The 12,800-nt window shown below is 65.0% G+C and carries 15 protein-coding genes; 6 read left to right on the top strand and 9 right to left on the bottom strand.

All coding sequences use genetic code 11. The features are described 5' to 3' along the window. The first annotated feature begins 1 nt into the window (after window position 1). The 6 genes from BKK80_RS30280 to BKK80_RS30255 all read left to right on the top strand — a co-directional run bounded on the left by BKK80_RS30280 (window position 2) and on the right by BKK80_RS30255 (window position 3,528). On the top strand, window positions 2–574 hold the full coding sequence (locus BKK80_RS30280) for a phasin family protein (protein WP_157903370.1): 573 nt from the start codon (window positions 2–4) through the stop codon (window positions 572–574). Window positions 575–752: 178 nt separating this feature from the next. Beyond that, window positions 753–1,496, top strand: coding sequence for an acetoacetyl-CoA reductase (gene phbB / locus BKK80_RS30275; RefSeq protein ID WP_071022357.1), 744 nt, complete (start codon window positions 753–755; stop codon window positions 1,494–1,496). 88 nt (window positions 1,497–1,584) lie between these two features. Beyond that, a complete protein-coding gene (locus BKK80_RS30270) occupies window positions 1,585–1,908 on the top strand; it encodes a hypothetical protein (protein ID WP_232346416.1) in 324 nt (107 codons plus the stop codon). Between the two features lie 437 nt (window positions 1,909–2,345). Next, on the top strand, window positions 2,346–2,567 hold the full coding sequence (locus BKK80_RS30265) for a DUF2188 domain-containing protein (RefSeq protein ID WP_071018944.1): 222 nt from the start codon (window positions 2,346–2,348) through the stop codon (window positions 2,565–2,567). A 211-nt stretch (window positions 2,568–2,778) separates the two neighbouring features. After that, complete coding sequence (locus BKK80_RS30260) at window positions 2,779–3,084, top strand: hypothetical protein (RefSeq protein WP_231908088.1); 306 nt, start codon at window positions 2,779–2,781, stop codon at window positions 3,082–3,084. 129 nt (window positions 3,085–3,213) lie between these two features. Continuing rightward, the gene (locus BKK80_RS30255) at window positions 3,214–3,528 is read left to right on the top strand and encodes a hypothetical protein (protein ID WP_156811449.1); all 315 of its coding nucleotides are present in this window, start codon (window positions 3,214–3,216) and stop codon (window positions 3,526–3,528) included. Window positions 3,529–3,725: 197 nt separating this feature from the next. Here the strand turns inward: BKK80_RS30255 and BKK80_RS38045 are convergent, their stop codons facing one another. The 9 genes from BKK80_RS38045 to BKK80_RS30215 form a co-directional block, all read right to left on the bottom strand. Further along, window positions 3,726–3,929: a DUF2188 domain-containing protein gene (locus BKK80_RS38045; protein WP_083384452.1), complete on the bottom strand. Its 204-nt coding sequence runs from the start codon at window positions 3,927–3,929 to the stop codon at window positions 3,726–3,728. Between the two features lie 178 nt (window positions 3,930–4,107). Then, a complete protein-coding gene (locus tag BKK80_RS30250; protein ID WP_071072484.1) occupies window positions 4,108–6,138 on the bottom strand; it encodes an alkaline phosphatase D family protein in 2,031 nt (676 codons plus the stop codon). A gap of 159 nt (window positions 6,139–6,297) precedes the next feature. Next, entirely contained in the window at window positions 6,298–6,576 is a 279-nt protein-coding gene (locus tag BKK80_RS30245; protein WP_071072482.1) for a hypothetical protein, read from the bottom strand. 165 nt (window positions 6,577–6,741) lie between these two features. Continuing rightward, entirely contained in the window at window positions 6,742–7,791 is a 1,050-nt protein-coding gene (gene icmH / locus BKK80_RS30240; protein ID WP_071072480.1) for a type IVB secretion system protein IcmH/DotU, read from the bottom strand. Continuing rightward, window positions 7,778–8,059, bottom strand: coding sequence for a PAAR domain-containing protein (locus tag BKK80_RS30235; RefSeq protein WP_071038651.1), 282 nt, complete (start codon window positions 8,057–8,059; stop codon window positions 7,778–7,780). The genes icmH and BKK80_RS30235 overlap by 14 nt, the downstream gene beginning before the upstream one ends. A gap of 99 nt (window positions 8,060–8,158) precedes the next feature. Next, a complete protein-coding gene (locus tag BKK80_RS30230; RefSeq protein WP_071072478.1) occupies window positions 8,159–10,417 on the bottom strand; it encodes a phospholipase effector Tle1 domain-containing protein in 2,259 nt (752 codons plus the stop codon). Continuing rightward, window positions 10,414–11,235, bottom strand: coding sequence for a DUF3304 domain-containing protein (locus tag BKK80_RS30225; protein ID WP_335582961.1), 822 nt, complete (start codon window positions 11,233–11,235; stop codon window positions 10,414–10,416). Before BKK80_RS30225 ends, BKK80_RS30230 begins: the two co-directional genes overlap by 4 nt. After that, window positions 11,232–11,897, bottom strand: a complete 666-nt coding sequence (locus BKK80_RS30220) for a DUF3304 domain-containing protein (protein ID WP_071072475.1) — start codon at window positions 11,895–11,897, stop codon at window positions 11,232–11,234. Before BKK80_RS30220 ends, BKK80_RS30225 begins: the two co-directional genes overlap by 4 nt. Then, window positions 11,894–12,757, bottom strand: a complete 864-nt coding sequence (locus BKK80_RS30215; RefSeq protein WP_071072473.1) for a DUF4123 domain-containing protein — start codon at window positions 12,755–12,757, stop codon at window positions 11,894–11,896. The genes BKK80_RS30220 and BKK80_RS30215 overlap by 4 nt, the downstream gene beginning before the upstream one ends. Window positions 12,758–12,800: the final 43 nt, after the last annotated feature.

Below are 12,800 nucleotides of genomic sequence, written 5' to 3'. Positions count from 1 at the left end.
CATGATGCAAGCATTGAATCTGGAACCGCTGAAGGCCATGCAAGCCGCCAGCTTCGATATCGTCTTCGGCCTGACCACAAAGACCCTGGACGCCTGCCAGCAACTCACGGCGCTTGGCGTGCAGACGTTCCGGGAAAGCCTGTCGGAAAGCCAGAAGCATGTGCTCAGGGCCTCCGCCGTCAAGGACGCACCGGAACTCTTCGCGCTGCAACTGAGCCTGGTCGAGCCCACGACGGAAAGAATGCGGAACTACGTGCAACGTGTGTGCGAGATCGCCGCCGGTACCCGTGCGGAATACCAGAAGGTCGCGCAAGCCCAGTTCGATTCCAATCTGCGCAACATGCAGCAGGCCCTGGAGAAGGCCAGCCAAGGTGCGCCGAGCGGAACCGATGGCACTTGGAACGCCTGGCAATCCACCTTGGCCTCCACGGCTGCCTTCTATGACTCCATGCAGCAGGCCACCCAGCACGCCATCGAGCTGGCCGAGCACCAGGTGATCGACGCGGCCGCGACAGCCTCGAGCGCCGCGCGCAAGGCCAATGCAGAATCCGCGCGTTCTGAGGCAAAGCGCTGACACGGCTTGCGACAGGCGCGGTCGCCACGGGAGGCCGACAGGAAGGGCCTCCGTTGCCGTCGCGGCGGCGACGCCGGCCTTGCGGGCGCCGGTGCTCGACCTGGCGCCCGCCGCGCTGTCTGCGGGAGAAGCAGCGCAAGCGCAGCAACCATCGGAACAGATCAAGAGAGAACCGATCATGAGCAAGCAGATCGCCTTGGTAACAGGTGGCATGGGAGGCATCGGCGAAGCCATCAGCGTCAGGCTGCTGGATGCCGGTTACATCGTGGTGGTCACGCACTCGCCAGGCAATGATGGTGCGGGTGCCTGGCTGGCGAGAATGGCCGAGGACGGCCGGCACTTCATCGCGTACGGCGTGGACGTGGCCGATTACGCTTCTTGCGAAGCGTGCGTGGCAAGGATCCGGGCCGAAGTGGGGGGCGTGGATATCCTGATCAACAATGCCGGTATCACACGCGACAGCAGCTTCAAGAAGCTGAACAAGATCGATTGGGATGCCGTGCTGCGTACCGATCTCGACTCGCTCTTCAATATGACCAAGCAGGTATGCGACGGCATGGTCGAGCGTGGCTGGGGGCGCATCATCAATATCGCCTCCATCATCGGATCGAAGGGGGGCTTCGGCCAGGCCAACTATGCGGCCGCCAAGGCGGGCATGCACGGCTTCACCAAGGCGCTGGCACTCGAAGTGGCCAAGCGCGGGGTCACCGTCAACACGGTTTCCCCGGGCTATATCGCTACCAGGATGGTCACGGCGGTACCGGCGGAGATCCTGGAGACCAGGATCATCCCCCAGATCCCGGTCGGCCGGCTGGGGCAGCCGGAGGAGATCGCGGCACTGGTCCAGTACCTGTGCTCACGCGAAGCGGGCTTTGTCACCGGTGCCAACATCGCCATCAACGGCGGCCAGCACATGCAGTGACCAGCCGCGGGCACGTGCGGGCCTGAAGCAGGCTGTGCCGTGCCTGCGGCATACGCCGCGCGCCGGGTGCGGTCCGCGGGGATGCTGCATGGGCAAGCGGAACGAGGAGGGGATGTCGATGGATTCGGTGACGAGCTGGTTCAAGCCGAGGAGCCCGCAAAGGACCGCGGCCAGGGAGTTGCAGGAGGCGCGGCGGATGTTGCTGCAAGCCGAGCAGCACCTCTTGCATGCCCGCATGCAGGCCGACTACTACCGAGACCTGGTGGCTTTCCTGGACACCGTGCAGGAGAGCGGGGTGGAAAGCGTGAGCGACCGGCGCCGGGCCTGCGCCTCTGCGGGACTTCGGCCGCCAGCATGTGCCGCAGGATTGGAGACGGTACCGGTCGTACCGATCACGCCGTTCGCTGCCTGATGGTCCGGTGCCGCGGTGCCGGGCTCCCCGCCGTTCCTTGCCGGCCCTGACCGCAAGGAATGGGCGGATTCCGGACAGCCTTGCCGAGGGGAACAACCCGCATTTCTTCGGTGGATTGGCTAAAATCCGAGCGTAACGAGGGAGAAAGAACGGGGACTTGGCAGGGAATCGAGTTCCCCGGCCAACTCTGACCGGGGGCTCGTTATTTTTTCGCTCGGCCCGCATTTCCGCGGGTCGCTGATCCAGCCGGTCCGGTCCGGACGCGGACGCACCGAAAAGTGCGGAGAATCGGCTCATCTGTCAGCGAGACGGCAACCGGACCTGCCGTCTTTTCTCTTGTGCGGTCATACGCAACACTGTAGGAGATTGTCTGATACTGCTTCGATTCGTGCTCGCCTACAAAGATTACATACGCAGGCACCAAATCGAAGGCGATCATGACAACCGCGACTATTCGAGTAACGCTCGCTGAAGACGGACGATGGACCGTGCAATCCGACAGCTTCGAACGTGAGCGCTTCTACTTTCTGTCACGCGCGGAAGCGATAGCTGCCGGTGTGCAGAAGGCCTTGGAGCAAGCCGGTCTTCTGGTGATCTACGGCGTCGGCGATCAACGGACCGAGCTTGAACTGGCGAGGCGTGCCGTCATCGCCGGCTAGCGCTTCCCGTTCCCGCCGGTGGCACGCGTGCTTTGCCGATCGTCCTTCCCCGAACCCGACGCGGGCGGGCCCGCCTTGGAGCCCGCGGGGCGCCCGTGGCGGAATCCGCTCGCTTTCTGCAACTGCCAGGCGGGCAGCCGCGGTACATCGCACCGCGCCATCCTTTTCATCGTCCCCGGCGCCATCGTCCTGCGCGCGGGCGGAGAAAGCAATGCTCGCTGGCGATCGAGGTGCCAGGCCGCGCAACGCGGAGGCGAACATGCAGAGACATATCACGATTGGCGACTATGAGGTATCGATCGAGGCTGACCACGGCGACGATCCCCTTCGATCGGGCTATGTGGTCCGCTACTCCATCGCACGTACCGACGGCAACCCGGTCAGGGCGGATTTCCTTAAGGTGCATTCATACGATCTTATCGATGGCGTCGACTATTTCGGAAGCGCTGATGCAGCGCTGGGTTACGGCGAAAAGAAAGCCCGCGATGACATTGCGGCGTTGAGCGCCCGGCCATAGCGCCGGGGCATCGCGCACTCTTTTTCTTGCGCAGTATTGAAACGAGTCGAGTTTCAGGCTGTGCAACAGGGTGTAAAGCTCAATGGTTCCGGATGATGGTATCGCTATGGTGGAATATGAAGATTGAAGATGAAATCGGCAGATGAACTACGGGGGCAATTTGAATGCGAGGCATCAGGAGGAGCGATGAGACAATTCCATGAGCATTTCATTGCAACGTATCCACTGCTGACTGGTGGCAATCGCCTGGTGGAAGTCTTCGGCACGGTCAAGTGGGAATTCGGTCCGTTCGAGACTTTCGATCGGTGCGATGAAGTGGCGGCTACCATCTTTCCGAGATTGCGGCTTTTCCGCCTGCCAATGCAATCCGGCGAATTGGATATCGACGCGCTGAGGATCCTCGTTAACGCTCTCGTCATGAGGGATGTGTCGAGAACCGCATAGCGGTCGAGATCCTCATCGCGTTCAAAGCGGAAAGGCCGCCAGCGAGCGGCTTTTCTTCTCAGTGCCGGAGTCGGTGACGAGGCTTGCGGCCGGCGGGTGAAGGCAAGTCACGCGTGCGCGATGCGACAGGTCGCTGATGTCGTGCCTTCAGCTGCCCTCAGGTGCCTTCAGGTGCCTTCAGGTGCGTTCAGGTGCGTTCAGCAGAAGCTGACCCTCTGTGCCACCGTGCCGTCTTCATTGTGTATATAGAGCAGTGCACCTCTTAGCGTCGCCAGTGACGTAGCAATGGCCAATGCGCGGGCATAAGTGACTCCCACTCTCACCCGGCCTTCGCCTTCAATGGCAACCGCCCAACGTGTGCCGTCGTAAACGACGTGAAAATTGCTGTTTGAGATACTCATAGATTCGTTGAAACATCAGTCGGCCATGTTGTCTTGGCAATACTCCTTCCTCTGCAATTCGTGGAGTCGTTTTTCCATTCTAGGACTCATGGAGGATCCTTGCCATCGGATGCCGATGGCAAGGCAATAACGGCAGCGTGAGCGGGCGTGCAGGCAAGCGTAGCGGCTGCCCCGCTCGTCAGACGACATTGACCGCCGCTGTGCCGGCTTGCACCTCCACCGTCAATGTGCTGGCGGTGGCGGGCAGCGCCGGCGCGCTGCCCGCCACCAGTGGCTTGAGCTTGTGGAAGGTGCAGCTCAACCTGGTGGTGGTGAGGGTGACCACGGCGTAGCCCTGGGCATCGGTATCGACCAGCTTGAGCCAGGGGTTGAAGGCCTTCAAGGTGCTGTTGAAGGTGTTGACCATGGCGCCGTTCTGCATGGTGTAGACCAGGGCCCTGGCGGCGGAGAAGGCAGGGTCGCTGTCGACCACGCTCTTGAAGTAGCTGTGGAAGGAGTTGCTCGACAGCCCCGCGGTGACCAGGTCGACCATGACCGGTGCCGGCGTGGCGGCATCGTAGTCGTCCATCACCGGGCCGGCGAAGATAGCGTGGATGTCGCCGGTCAGCGCCACCACGTTGGCGATGCCCTGCGCCTTCAGGAAGGCCATCAGCGACTTGCGCTCGGCGTTGTAGCCATCCCACTGGTCGGCGTTGAGGAGGTACTGGTCGAGCAGCGCCGCGTTCGGCAACTGCGCGTCGATCTGTCCCCGCAGGGCCGCGTCGAAGGTGGCGCCGTCGATGCCGGCGCCGGCCAGCACGGCCTTGAGCGCGGCGTAGGCGGGATGCGGATAGCTGCCGTCCGCCTTGGCCGCCGCGAGGTCGGCGGCCAGCGCCGCTGTCATGGCCGGCTGCAGCGGCGCCAGCGCGGCGTTGGCGCCGGCCAGCGCAGCGGCCACCATGCCGGCCACGGCCTGCACGCCATCGAGCTGCATGCGCAGCAGCGACACCTCGTTACCCCACAGCTTCCAGGTGGTGGCGGCAGCGCGCATCTGTTCCTGCCACCAGCCGCGCTGCGCGTCGCCGAGCAGCGACACCGGCGTCAGCGCATTGCCGGCGGCGTTGATCTTCCTGGCCTCCAGCGTGGACAGCGTGGCCTTGGGCACGAAGTAGCGGCTGCCGATCTCGCTGCCGGCGGCCTGCTCCGGGATCACGTGGTCGGCGCGGTAGAGGCGCTCGTCGGTCATCACCAGCGTGGCCAGCTGGCCGAAGGTGAAGGCGCGATAGATCTGGATATTGCGGAAGGACGGGTTGGCGAGGTCGATGCTGACGTCTGCCGGCATGTACTCGAACCAGGCCTGGCTGGCGCCGCGCCGGCGCGCGGTGCGCGGGGTCTGGTCGTCGTCCGCGCTGTAGACCTGGTGGTCCTGCCAGCAGTCGTCGGAGAACTCGTGGTCGTCCCAGATCGCGATCACCGGGAAGCGCGCATGCAGTGCCTGCAGGCGTGCGTCGCTGCGGTAGGAGCGGTAGAGGTAGCGGTAGTCGCCGACCGTGGTCGCATAGCGCGCGCCGTCCGCGCGCGCGGTGCCGTCGGGCAGCTTGAGCTGGCCGTGGCGCGACTCGACCTTGCCGGTCTGGAAGGTGGCGCCCACCGTTTCGTAGATGTAGTCGCCCAGGTGGATGACGAAGTCCAGGTCCTGTGCCGCCAGTTCCTCCATGCCGGCCCAGTGGTTGACGCTCCAGTCCTGGCAGGTGATGAAGGCGAACTTGAGCTGCGCCAGCGGCGTGCCGGGTGCGGGCGCGGTGCGCGTGCGGCCGACCGGGCTGGCGACGTTGCCGGCGACGAAGCGGTAATAGTAGGTGGTGGCCGCGGCCAGCCCGGTGACCTTGTTGCGCACCGTGTAGTCCCAGTCGGGCAGGGCGCTCAGCTTCGTATTGACCAGCAGGGCGGCGAAGTCGGCGGTGGCGGACACCTGCAAGGTCACGGGCACGGCCTGCTTGCCGTCGGCGCCGCCGACGCGGGTCCACAGCACGATGCTGTCCGGCTTCGGATCGCCGGATGCCACGCCCTGCGCGAAGGCGAAAGGGGCGGTGCCGTCCGTCTTGGCATCGGGCGCGGCCGGGCTGCCCGGAGTGGCTGGCGCGTCATCGCTACCGCAGCCGGCAAGGCCGGTGGTGGCGACGGAGACTGTGAGGAAGCTTCCCCACTGGAGGAACCGGCGGCGATCCATGGTGTTTCCCTTCTGTCGTGATCGGGTGGCGCAGGCCGCCGCGTCATCCGGACGCGGCGATGCCGCATGGATTGTCTGTGCGCTTCATGACGCATAGATGTCTGCCTGTCCGGTCGCCGGGACATGGCTGAAAGCCGGTGCGGCACGCAGGATGGCGGTCTAGCTGAGGCGCAGCGTGCCGCCACGCGGCGCTGCGACCGCGATGCGCGCCGTGTAGAAGGTGCCGGCGGAGACGTTGCCGTGCGCGCGGCGCAGGGCGTCCGGTTGCGCCTGCAGTTCGGCGTCGCGCTTGCCGAGTTGCTCAGCCTGCGTGACGACGTCCTGCGCGCTGCGCGTCAGCGCCTCGGTGGCCTTGCCGAGGGCGGAGAAGTTCGCGGCCGAGGCGTGGCCTTTGCGGCCGACACCTTCGCTGACCGCCTTCAGGTAGCCGGCCGCCAACGCGTTCGCGCGGCGCTGGACGGCGAGCGTGGCGCGTTACGCTTCCAGCGCGCGGCGCCATGGGGAAAACGTCCTTGCCATGGCGCCGACGACAGTGATGACGGGCACGGATGCGCGCCTCGGCTGCCGTACGGTCCCCATTCCGCGGCGAGGCAGCGCCGGTGTTCAATCGCGTGGCTTCCCGGCATGGTCAGGGCTGCCTGCCGGCGGCTGCGCGGGGGGCTGCGAGGACGGCTCTGCCTGAGGCGGCATACCGGCTTCACCGCCTTGAGCCTGCCAGAATGGCGAATCGTAGGCCAGCGGGACGACCATCTCGCGGATCTGTTCCAACTGCTCCAGTAACGCTTTTTCTTTGACGTGCAGCTCATACCGAAAGTAGCCGTACAGAGCGAGCAGCGCCAGCGCATAGACGGCGATCGTTAGCGGGAAGGGTATCAACCGCATCGGATAGAAGTTCCGTTCACGTGTTGGCGCTATGTTGATGGACAGCTCTTTCGGTACCGGCGGCTGGAAGGGTGCCAGCAAGTCGTATAGCTTGCGGCAGGCCATACGATGCTGCTGGTCTCCATCCGGCTGCGTCCGATAGTATCCCTTGAAGCCAAGGCACATGACCCGGAAGTACAGCCGGATCAGGTCGTGCTGCCCCTGCGGGTCTTCGGAGGCGCGCGCTATCAGTCGATAGACCTTCGTGCCGCCGTCGCGGTCGCCGTGGAACTGGCTGGAAAGCGACATGCGCGCCCAAAGCCCGTTCTCGGCCGTGCCGCCGCCCCATGCCGTGTGCATGACTGCCTCGTCCAGCGCGGCACATAGGGTATAGCTTGCCACGGTGATCTTGTCGCGCTCGATGTCGGCCTGCGCGCACAGCCTTTCGAAGTTCTGCACCCCCTGTTCCAGCAATGCCCGCAGTGTTTCCACCTGCCGCCGCCGCAGCGGACGCTTTCTCAGTGGTATCTCCGCCTGGGCTCGCAGCAGCTCGTGCGCGGCCTCGCATATCGGAGTGGATGCCTCCCGGATGGCCTTGAGGCGCGCGGCCAGGTAAGCCTCGTCATGCTGCGCGACGACGACCGGCTCGCCGTCCTTGCCGTCGAGGGCGGTGTCGATGTCTTGCGCATGCGGCTTGCCGCCCTTGGGCTTGGCCGCCGGCGCCGCCGGCTTGCGGCCGGCCTTGGGCAGCCATGCCGGCGCCTTTCTCGAGGCAGGCTTACGCGCCGACATACGCAGCCGCCTTGCCGATCAGCGAACATCCGCACGCGCTGCGATGACCGTGCAGGGCCACGGGCTTGCCGCTGACCAGCATCGACGCATCGCCTTCGACGATCGGGTTGACGCCGTGCGGACGTCCATCGGGATACTTCGCCGGGCAGTCCACCAGATCGCCCAGCCGGGCGATCGGCTTGCCGTCGAGCACATCGGAGAAGGAGCCGGTGATGACGATTCCGCTGCTCGAATTGGTATCACCGACGACGATAATGGATCTGGACATAGGGCTCTCCTTGTAAACAATAGCGATCGACGCATCCTGGACACGGATGGCTAGCGCCGCTCCCGGGCCGGACGCGGCACGAAGCCGGCGGCGGCAGGGTCAGTCCCCCATCGCCATCTCGGCCGGGGTGGGCCTGGGCGCCGTGGTGATGCTCTTGACCATGGCATCGGTGCCGAAGCCCAGGTGGCGCACGCAGTGATCCTTGCCGATGAAGAAGGCGCGTCCCCATCCGTAGCCGCCCGGGGCGTATTCATGAAAGGAGGGCACGCGGAACCAGGCGCGGCTGTCGTGGATGTAGTCATCGAACAGGATGACGGCGGCCAGCTCTTGCCGGGCGAACCGGTCCACTACCTCGGCCGTGGTCCAGGCCTGCAACGGATCGAGCATTTCGCGCGGGGGCAGCACCAGCACGTCGAATTTCTCCGCATCGAAGTCCGCCAGCGCGGCGGTCTGCACGTACGCATCGCGCTGCACCAGCTGCACGCGCTCGCTGTCCGCATTGCGCTCTCTCCGCACGGACAACCGGCGGCCCGAATTCTGGTACGTCGCATATGCGGCCAGGACAACACCGATCGGACTGACGAGATAGCTGCCCGCCGCGGGCGGACGGACGGTGAAGGGCGATTGCTCGACGCCCAGCGCCGTTTGCCGGTCGGGGTGCAGGAAGCCGAGCAGCAAGCGGAATTCTTCCGCCGCCTCGCGCAGGTCGTGCTGGTCATTGGTCACGGTTTCATCGGCGCCTTCGCCCGGCCGCGTCGGGCCCTTCTTCTTCGCCGCCTGCTGGTACAACTGCTCGCGGCGGCGGCGCAGCGCGTCCGCGGCCTGCTGGCTCTGCTTGTCCAGCGCTTGCGCCTCCTTCATCTGCGCCGCACGGTCGGCGGCGCTGACGTATCCGCCTGCGGCGCCGGCCAGCCCGAGATTCGTGCGGGCCGCGGCCAGCTCCGCGATGCGGCCCCGGAGCCTGCGGACTTCCGCATCGGATTCCATCTGCTTCTGGACACGCAGCTCCAGCTGGCGCGGCGTCAGTTCGTCTTCCTGCGCGGCCTTGAAGAAGGGCTGGTTGCAGACGTAGTCGCCGGTGTGCCAGCGCGCGCGCAAGGCGCGCCAGGCCAGGTTCTGCCGCATGCCGAAGCGCAAGGCATCCTCGACGCGCTCGATCGGGATGGTGCGGTCCAGCCAACGGTTGAAGGCATCGATCACCGGCTTGGCGAGGGCGAAGTCGTCCTGCATCGCGGGGCGCTTCTTAATCTCGTCACCGACGAACAGGGGAACGCCTTGCTTCAGGGCCTCGATGTACATATGGTGCAGCGGGATCTGGCTGAGTTTGTCGTCCTCGCCACCGCGCGCCTTGCCCTGGTCGCCGGGGGGATAGCCGCCGCCGATATCGGAATGCACGCCCGGATACGCGACCTCCAGCCGCTGGCCGGCGCCACCGGGATAGACGCTGCCCTCGCGGATGGTATCGAGGGGAAAGCTCATGCGCTGCTCATGGATGGAGAAGAAGTGCGCGCAGCGCTTCACCTCCTTGGGGATGTCCATCAGGCCGCTGTTCGACCAGGCGAAGTGGCCGTCGAAGGTGCTGATATCGAGCGCCGCGCGCACCGAATCGGGCGGTCCCACCGATGCCACGGTATCGAACAGGCCCATGAAGTTGACCTGGTAGGGGATCTCGCCGGCGATCCTGCCGCCGGGGGGCCAGTCCCGCATCAGCTTGCCGACGAAGGAACGGGCGGTGGCGGCGCCGCGCGAGAAGCCGAACACATTGATCCAGACCTGCTTGACCATCTTGTTGCGCTGGCAGTCGCGCTTGCGGTCCCGCTGCATGCCGGCCAGCCGTCTGTGCTTCATGTCGAAGAGGGTGGCGAAGGGGCGGTAGCCGTCGGCACTGGCTCTGCACAGGCGGTCTGCTTCGTCGTCTTCAATCAACCTGCCGGCCTGGGGGCCGGCAATGGCGGCATAGATCGAATTGAGGACACGGGTATAACCCCACACGCAGCGCCGCCCATAGCCTTTGGCGAAGGCCTTGCCGATGGACGAGTACACCGATTCGCCGATCTCCGGGAACGGCGTGCCGACCCCCGGCATATAGTGTGGGTAGATGCCATTCTCGGGCTCTTCTCTTGCGGCCTTGTACAGGCGAGCCACGTTCGTGTGCGCCTGGCTCAACGAATCGCGGAAGGGGTTGTTCTTGTCATCGTTATTGTTGGTGCCGTCGAAGAAGAGGCTGATGTGCAGGGTCTGTTCGCAGCCGGCATCGTGATCGGCCACCTTGCCTTTGTGGGTGTCGTAGATACTCTTCCCCATCGGCAGCAGCCCGCCATCCGGCATCTGGGTTGGCCAACGCAAGACGTGATTCATCGTTCGTTCTCCTGTTGCCTCAGTAGCTTCTTCTCCCGGTTGGCGACTTCGACGGCGTAGGCCTCCTTCCTTTGCCGTTGCACTTCACGCCTGGCCTCCGCTTCGCGGTTGGCGGCCTCATCCAAGGTGCCGACCACGACGTAGGGATCGTCATCGCTCGGTCTGGTCCAGACATTGGTATAGCCCGCCTCAACGGAGCCCCGGACCATGACCTTGACGCGATCCCCCGGCAGGAAGATCGCCCACAAGCCGTAGGTGGCTTTTCCGTAGGGGGGGAGTTCGGTCTCCGCCTGGTACCAGGAGCCATAGGTCACGCCATCTTGTTTCTTGTCTACCAGCCAACGGACGTTCACCTTCAACCCCGGTCGCCATTTCGCTGGGAAGGAGGCGCAGCAGGACTCCTTCCCCCCCCCGGAAGGCGTGCGCTCCGGGGTGGCGGGAAAGATGTTGGGGCCGCCGCCTGCGATGCCGTTCTCTCCCGTGATGCCGAACGAGTGGATGTAGTAGGGGGTGTAGTTCAGACCGCTGACGCTTCCTCCGAGCATGGCATCGGGGTCGATGCTCTCCACCGAGTCTCTCGACTCCGTTCCGGTCCGGTCGTCGCAGCCGGCCAGCAGGCCAAGGCCTGCCAGCAGGACGGTTGCCAAAAGCCGCGCGGGCAGGCCGTGGCGTTCCGCCTGGGAGGGGCGGTACCGGGCCGCAGCACCGGCCGCATCGTGATCGGCCACCTTGCCTGGGTGGTCGTCATAGGTTCTCTTTCCCATCGGCGGCAACCCGCCGTCCGGCATCTGGGTCGGCCAACGCAAGACGTGATTCATCGTTCGTTCTCCTGTTGCCTCAGTAGCGTCTTCTCCCGGTTGGCGACTTCGACGGCGTAGGCCTCCTTCCTTTGCCGTTGCACTTCACGCCTGGCCTCCGCTTCGCGGTTGGCGGCCTCATCCAAGGTGCCGACCACCACGTAAGGATCGTCATCGCTCGGTCTGGTCCAGACATTGGTATAGCCCGCCTCTGGCGAACCCCAGACCATGACCTTGACGCGATCCCCCGGCAGGAAGATCGCCCACAAGCCGTAGGTGGCTCTTCCGTAGGGGGGAAGTTCGGCTTCGGCCTGGTACCAGGAGCCATAGGTCACGCCATCCTGCTTCTTGTCTACCAGCCAACGGATTTTCACCTTCAACCCCGGGCGCCATTTCGCTGGAAAGGAGGCGCAACAGGACTCCTTTCCCCCCCCGGAAGGCGTGCGCTCCGGGGTGGCGGGAAAGATATTGGGACCGCCGCCGGTGATGCCGTTATCGCCCGTGATGCCGAACGAGTCGATGTAGTAGGGGGTGTAGTTCAGACCGCTGACGCCCCCCCCGCGCATGGCATCGGGATCGATGCTCTCCACCGAGTCTCTCGACTCCGTTCCGGTCCGGTCGTCGCAGCCGGCCAGCAGGCCAAGGCCCGCCAGCAGGACGGCTGCCAAAAGTCGGGAGGTCATGCCTTGCCCTCTGCCGCTTTCTGGCGAGCCTGAAGCTGTTCCCATACCGAGGGGTGAATCGCCTGCTCGCAGGCAGCCATCGATGTCCCGGTCTCTTGACGTTGGCGCAGTGCGGCTGTGACGTGCTCGTGTTGGTCGAAGGCTTCGCCAAACTGGTAGCTGAGCTCGCAGAATCTCAGCCGGTCGGCGGGTTCGGTCAGCCCCCAGGCGGCGGCGCGCTGGTAGCGCGGCAGGAAGGCCATGAAGCGTTCCAGGTAGGGCTCGCTCGGCGCGACCGTGCCGTTCTCGACAAGCGTGGCCAGCAATTGGTCCGGCTCGCAATGTTCGGTCAGGCGGTCCAGTTGTTGCTGGCTGAGCGAGATGGCAAGCGCGGTGTCCTGGGTGCGCGTGCCTCCCATCGGCCCTTCGAGACGCTGCCACGCCTCGTGGTAGCCGCGGTATTTCCATTGTTCGATCGGTTGCATGAGGCGCTCGGCTATGTCGTCGCCCCATACTTCCATCGCCACCACCAGGTTGCGCGGATCGTAATAGCGGATCAGCGCCGTCATGCCCTCGCCGATGTCGGCGATAAGGAACTGATGCAGGTGCCGCGCGAGCGCGTCGATCTCCACACGGCTCCAGATGAGTGTGAGGCAGGGCGCCTGCATATCCATCGCGTCCACCTGCGCCAGCCATGGCGCCTTAGTGTCGTCCACCCGGGCCAGGAGCAGGCTGGCATCGCCTGCGTCGGCTTCGGGCAGGCCGGCGAATACGTTGCGGAATTCCACGTGGGCTTCGCGCAGCAGCGAGCCGATGCGGCCCGGGTGTGCCGCGCCGTCCGCCAGCACATAGATGGAAACGGGTTGTTCGTCTTCCTTCATGATCCTTGTGGGCCTCAGCTAGTGTCTCAGTAGGTGTCTCGCC

This window comes from Cupriavidus malaysiensis, assembly GCF_001854325.1.
Lineage (GTDB): Bacteria > Pseudomonadota > Gammaproteobacteria > Burkholderiales > Burkholderiaceae > Cupriavidus > Cupriavidus malaysiensis.
Note: the sequence above shows the minus strand (reverse complement) of the source record. Positions and strands in the feature narration are given on the sequence as shown.

Bases quoted from the DNA above. Each gene is read 5' to 3' on its own strand.
- BKK80_RS30235 (WP_071038651.1), bottom strand. From the start codon at position 8,059: ATGTCCAGATCCATTATCGTCGTCGGTGATACCAATTCGAGCAGCGGA.
- BKK80_RS30260 (WP_231908088.1), top strand. From the start codon at position 2,779: ATGCTCGCTGGCGATCGAGGTGCCAGGCCGCGCAACGCGGAGGCGAAC.
- BKK80_RS30280 (WP_157903370.1), top strand. From the start codon at position 2: ATGATGCAAGCATTGAATCTGGAACCGCTGAAGGCCATGCAAGCCGCC.
- BKK80_RS30265 (WP_071018944.1), top strand. From the start codon at position 2,346: ATGACAACCGCGACTATTCGAGTAACGCTCGCTGAAGACGGACGATGG.
- icmH (WP_071072480.1), bottom strand. From the start codon at position 7,791: ATGTCGGCGCGTAAGCCTGCCTCGAGAAAGGCGCCGGCATGGCTGCCC.
- BKK80_RS30220 (WP_071072475.1), bottom strand. From the start codon at position 11,897: ATGACCTCCCGACTTTTGGCAGCCGTCCTGCTGGCGGGCCTTGGCCTG.
- BKK80_RS30250 (WP_071072484.1), bottom strand. From the start codon at position 6,138: ATGGATCGCCGCCGGTTCCTCCAGTGGGGAAGCTTCCTCACAGTCTCC.
- BKK80_RS30230 (WP_071072478.1), bottom strand. From the start codon at position 10,417: ATGAATCACGTCTTGCGTTGGCCAACCCAGATGCCGGATGGCGGGCTG.
- BKK80_RS30270 (WP_232346416.1), top strand. From the start codon at position 1,585: ATGGGCAAGCGGAACGAGGAGGGGATGTCGATGGATTCGGTGACGAGC.
- BKK80_RS30225 (WP_335582961.1), bottom strand. From the start codon at position 11,235: ATGAATCACGTCTTGCGTTGGCCGACCCAGATGCCGGACGGCGGGTTG.
- BKK80_RS30255 (WP_156811449.1), top strand. From the start codon at position 3,214: ATGAAATCGGCAGATGAACTACGGGGGCAATTTGAATGCGAGGCATCA.
- BKK80_RS38045 (WP_083384452.1), bottom strand. From the start codon at position 3,929: ATGAGTATCTCAAACAGCAATTTTCACGTCGTTTACGACGGCACACGT.
- phbB (WP_071022357.1), top strand. From the start codon at position 753: ATGAGCAAGCAGATCGCCTTGGTAACAGGTGGCATGGGAGGCATCGGC.
- BKK80_RS30215 (WP_071072473.1), bottom strand. From the start codon at position 12,757: ATGAAGGAAGACGAACAACCCGTTTCCATCTATGTGCTGGCGGACGGC.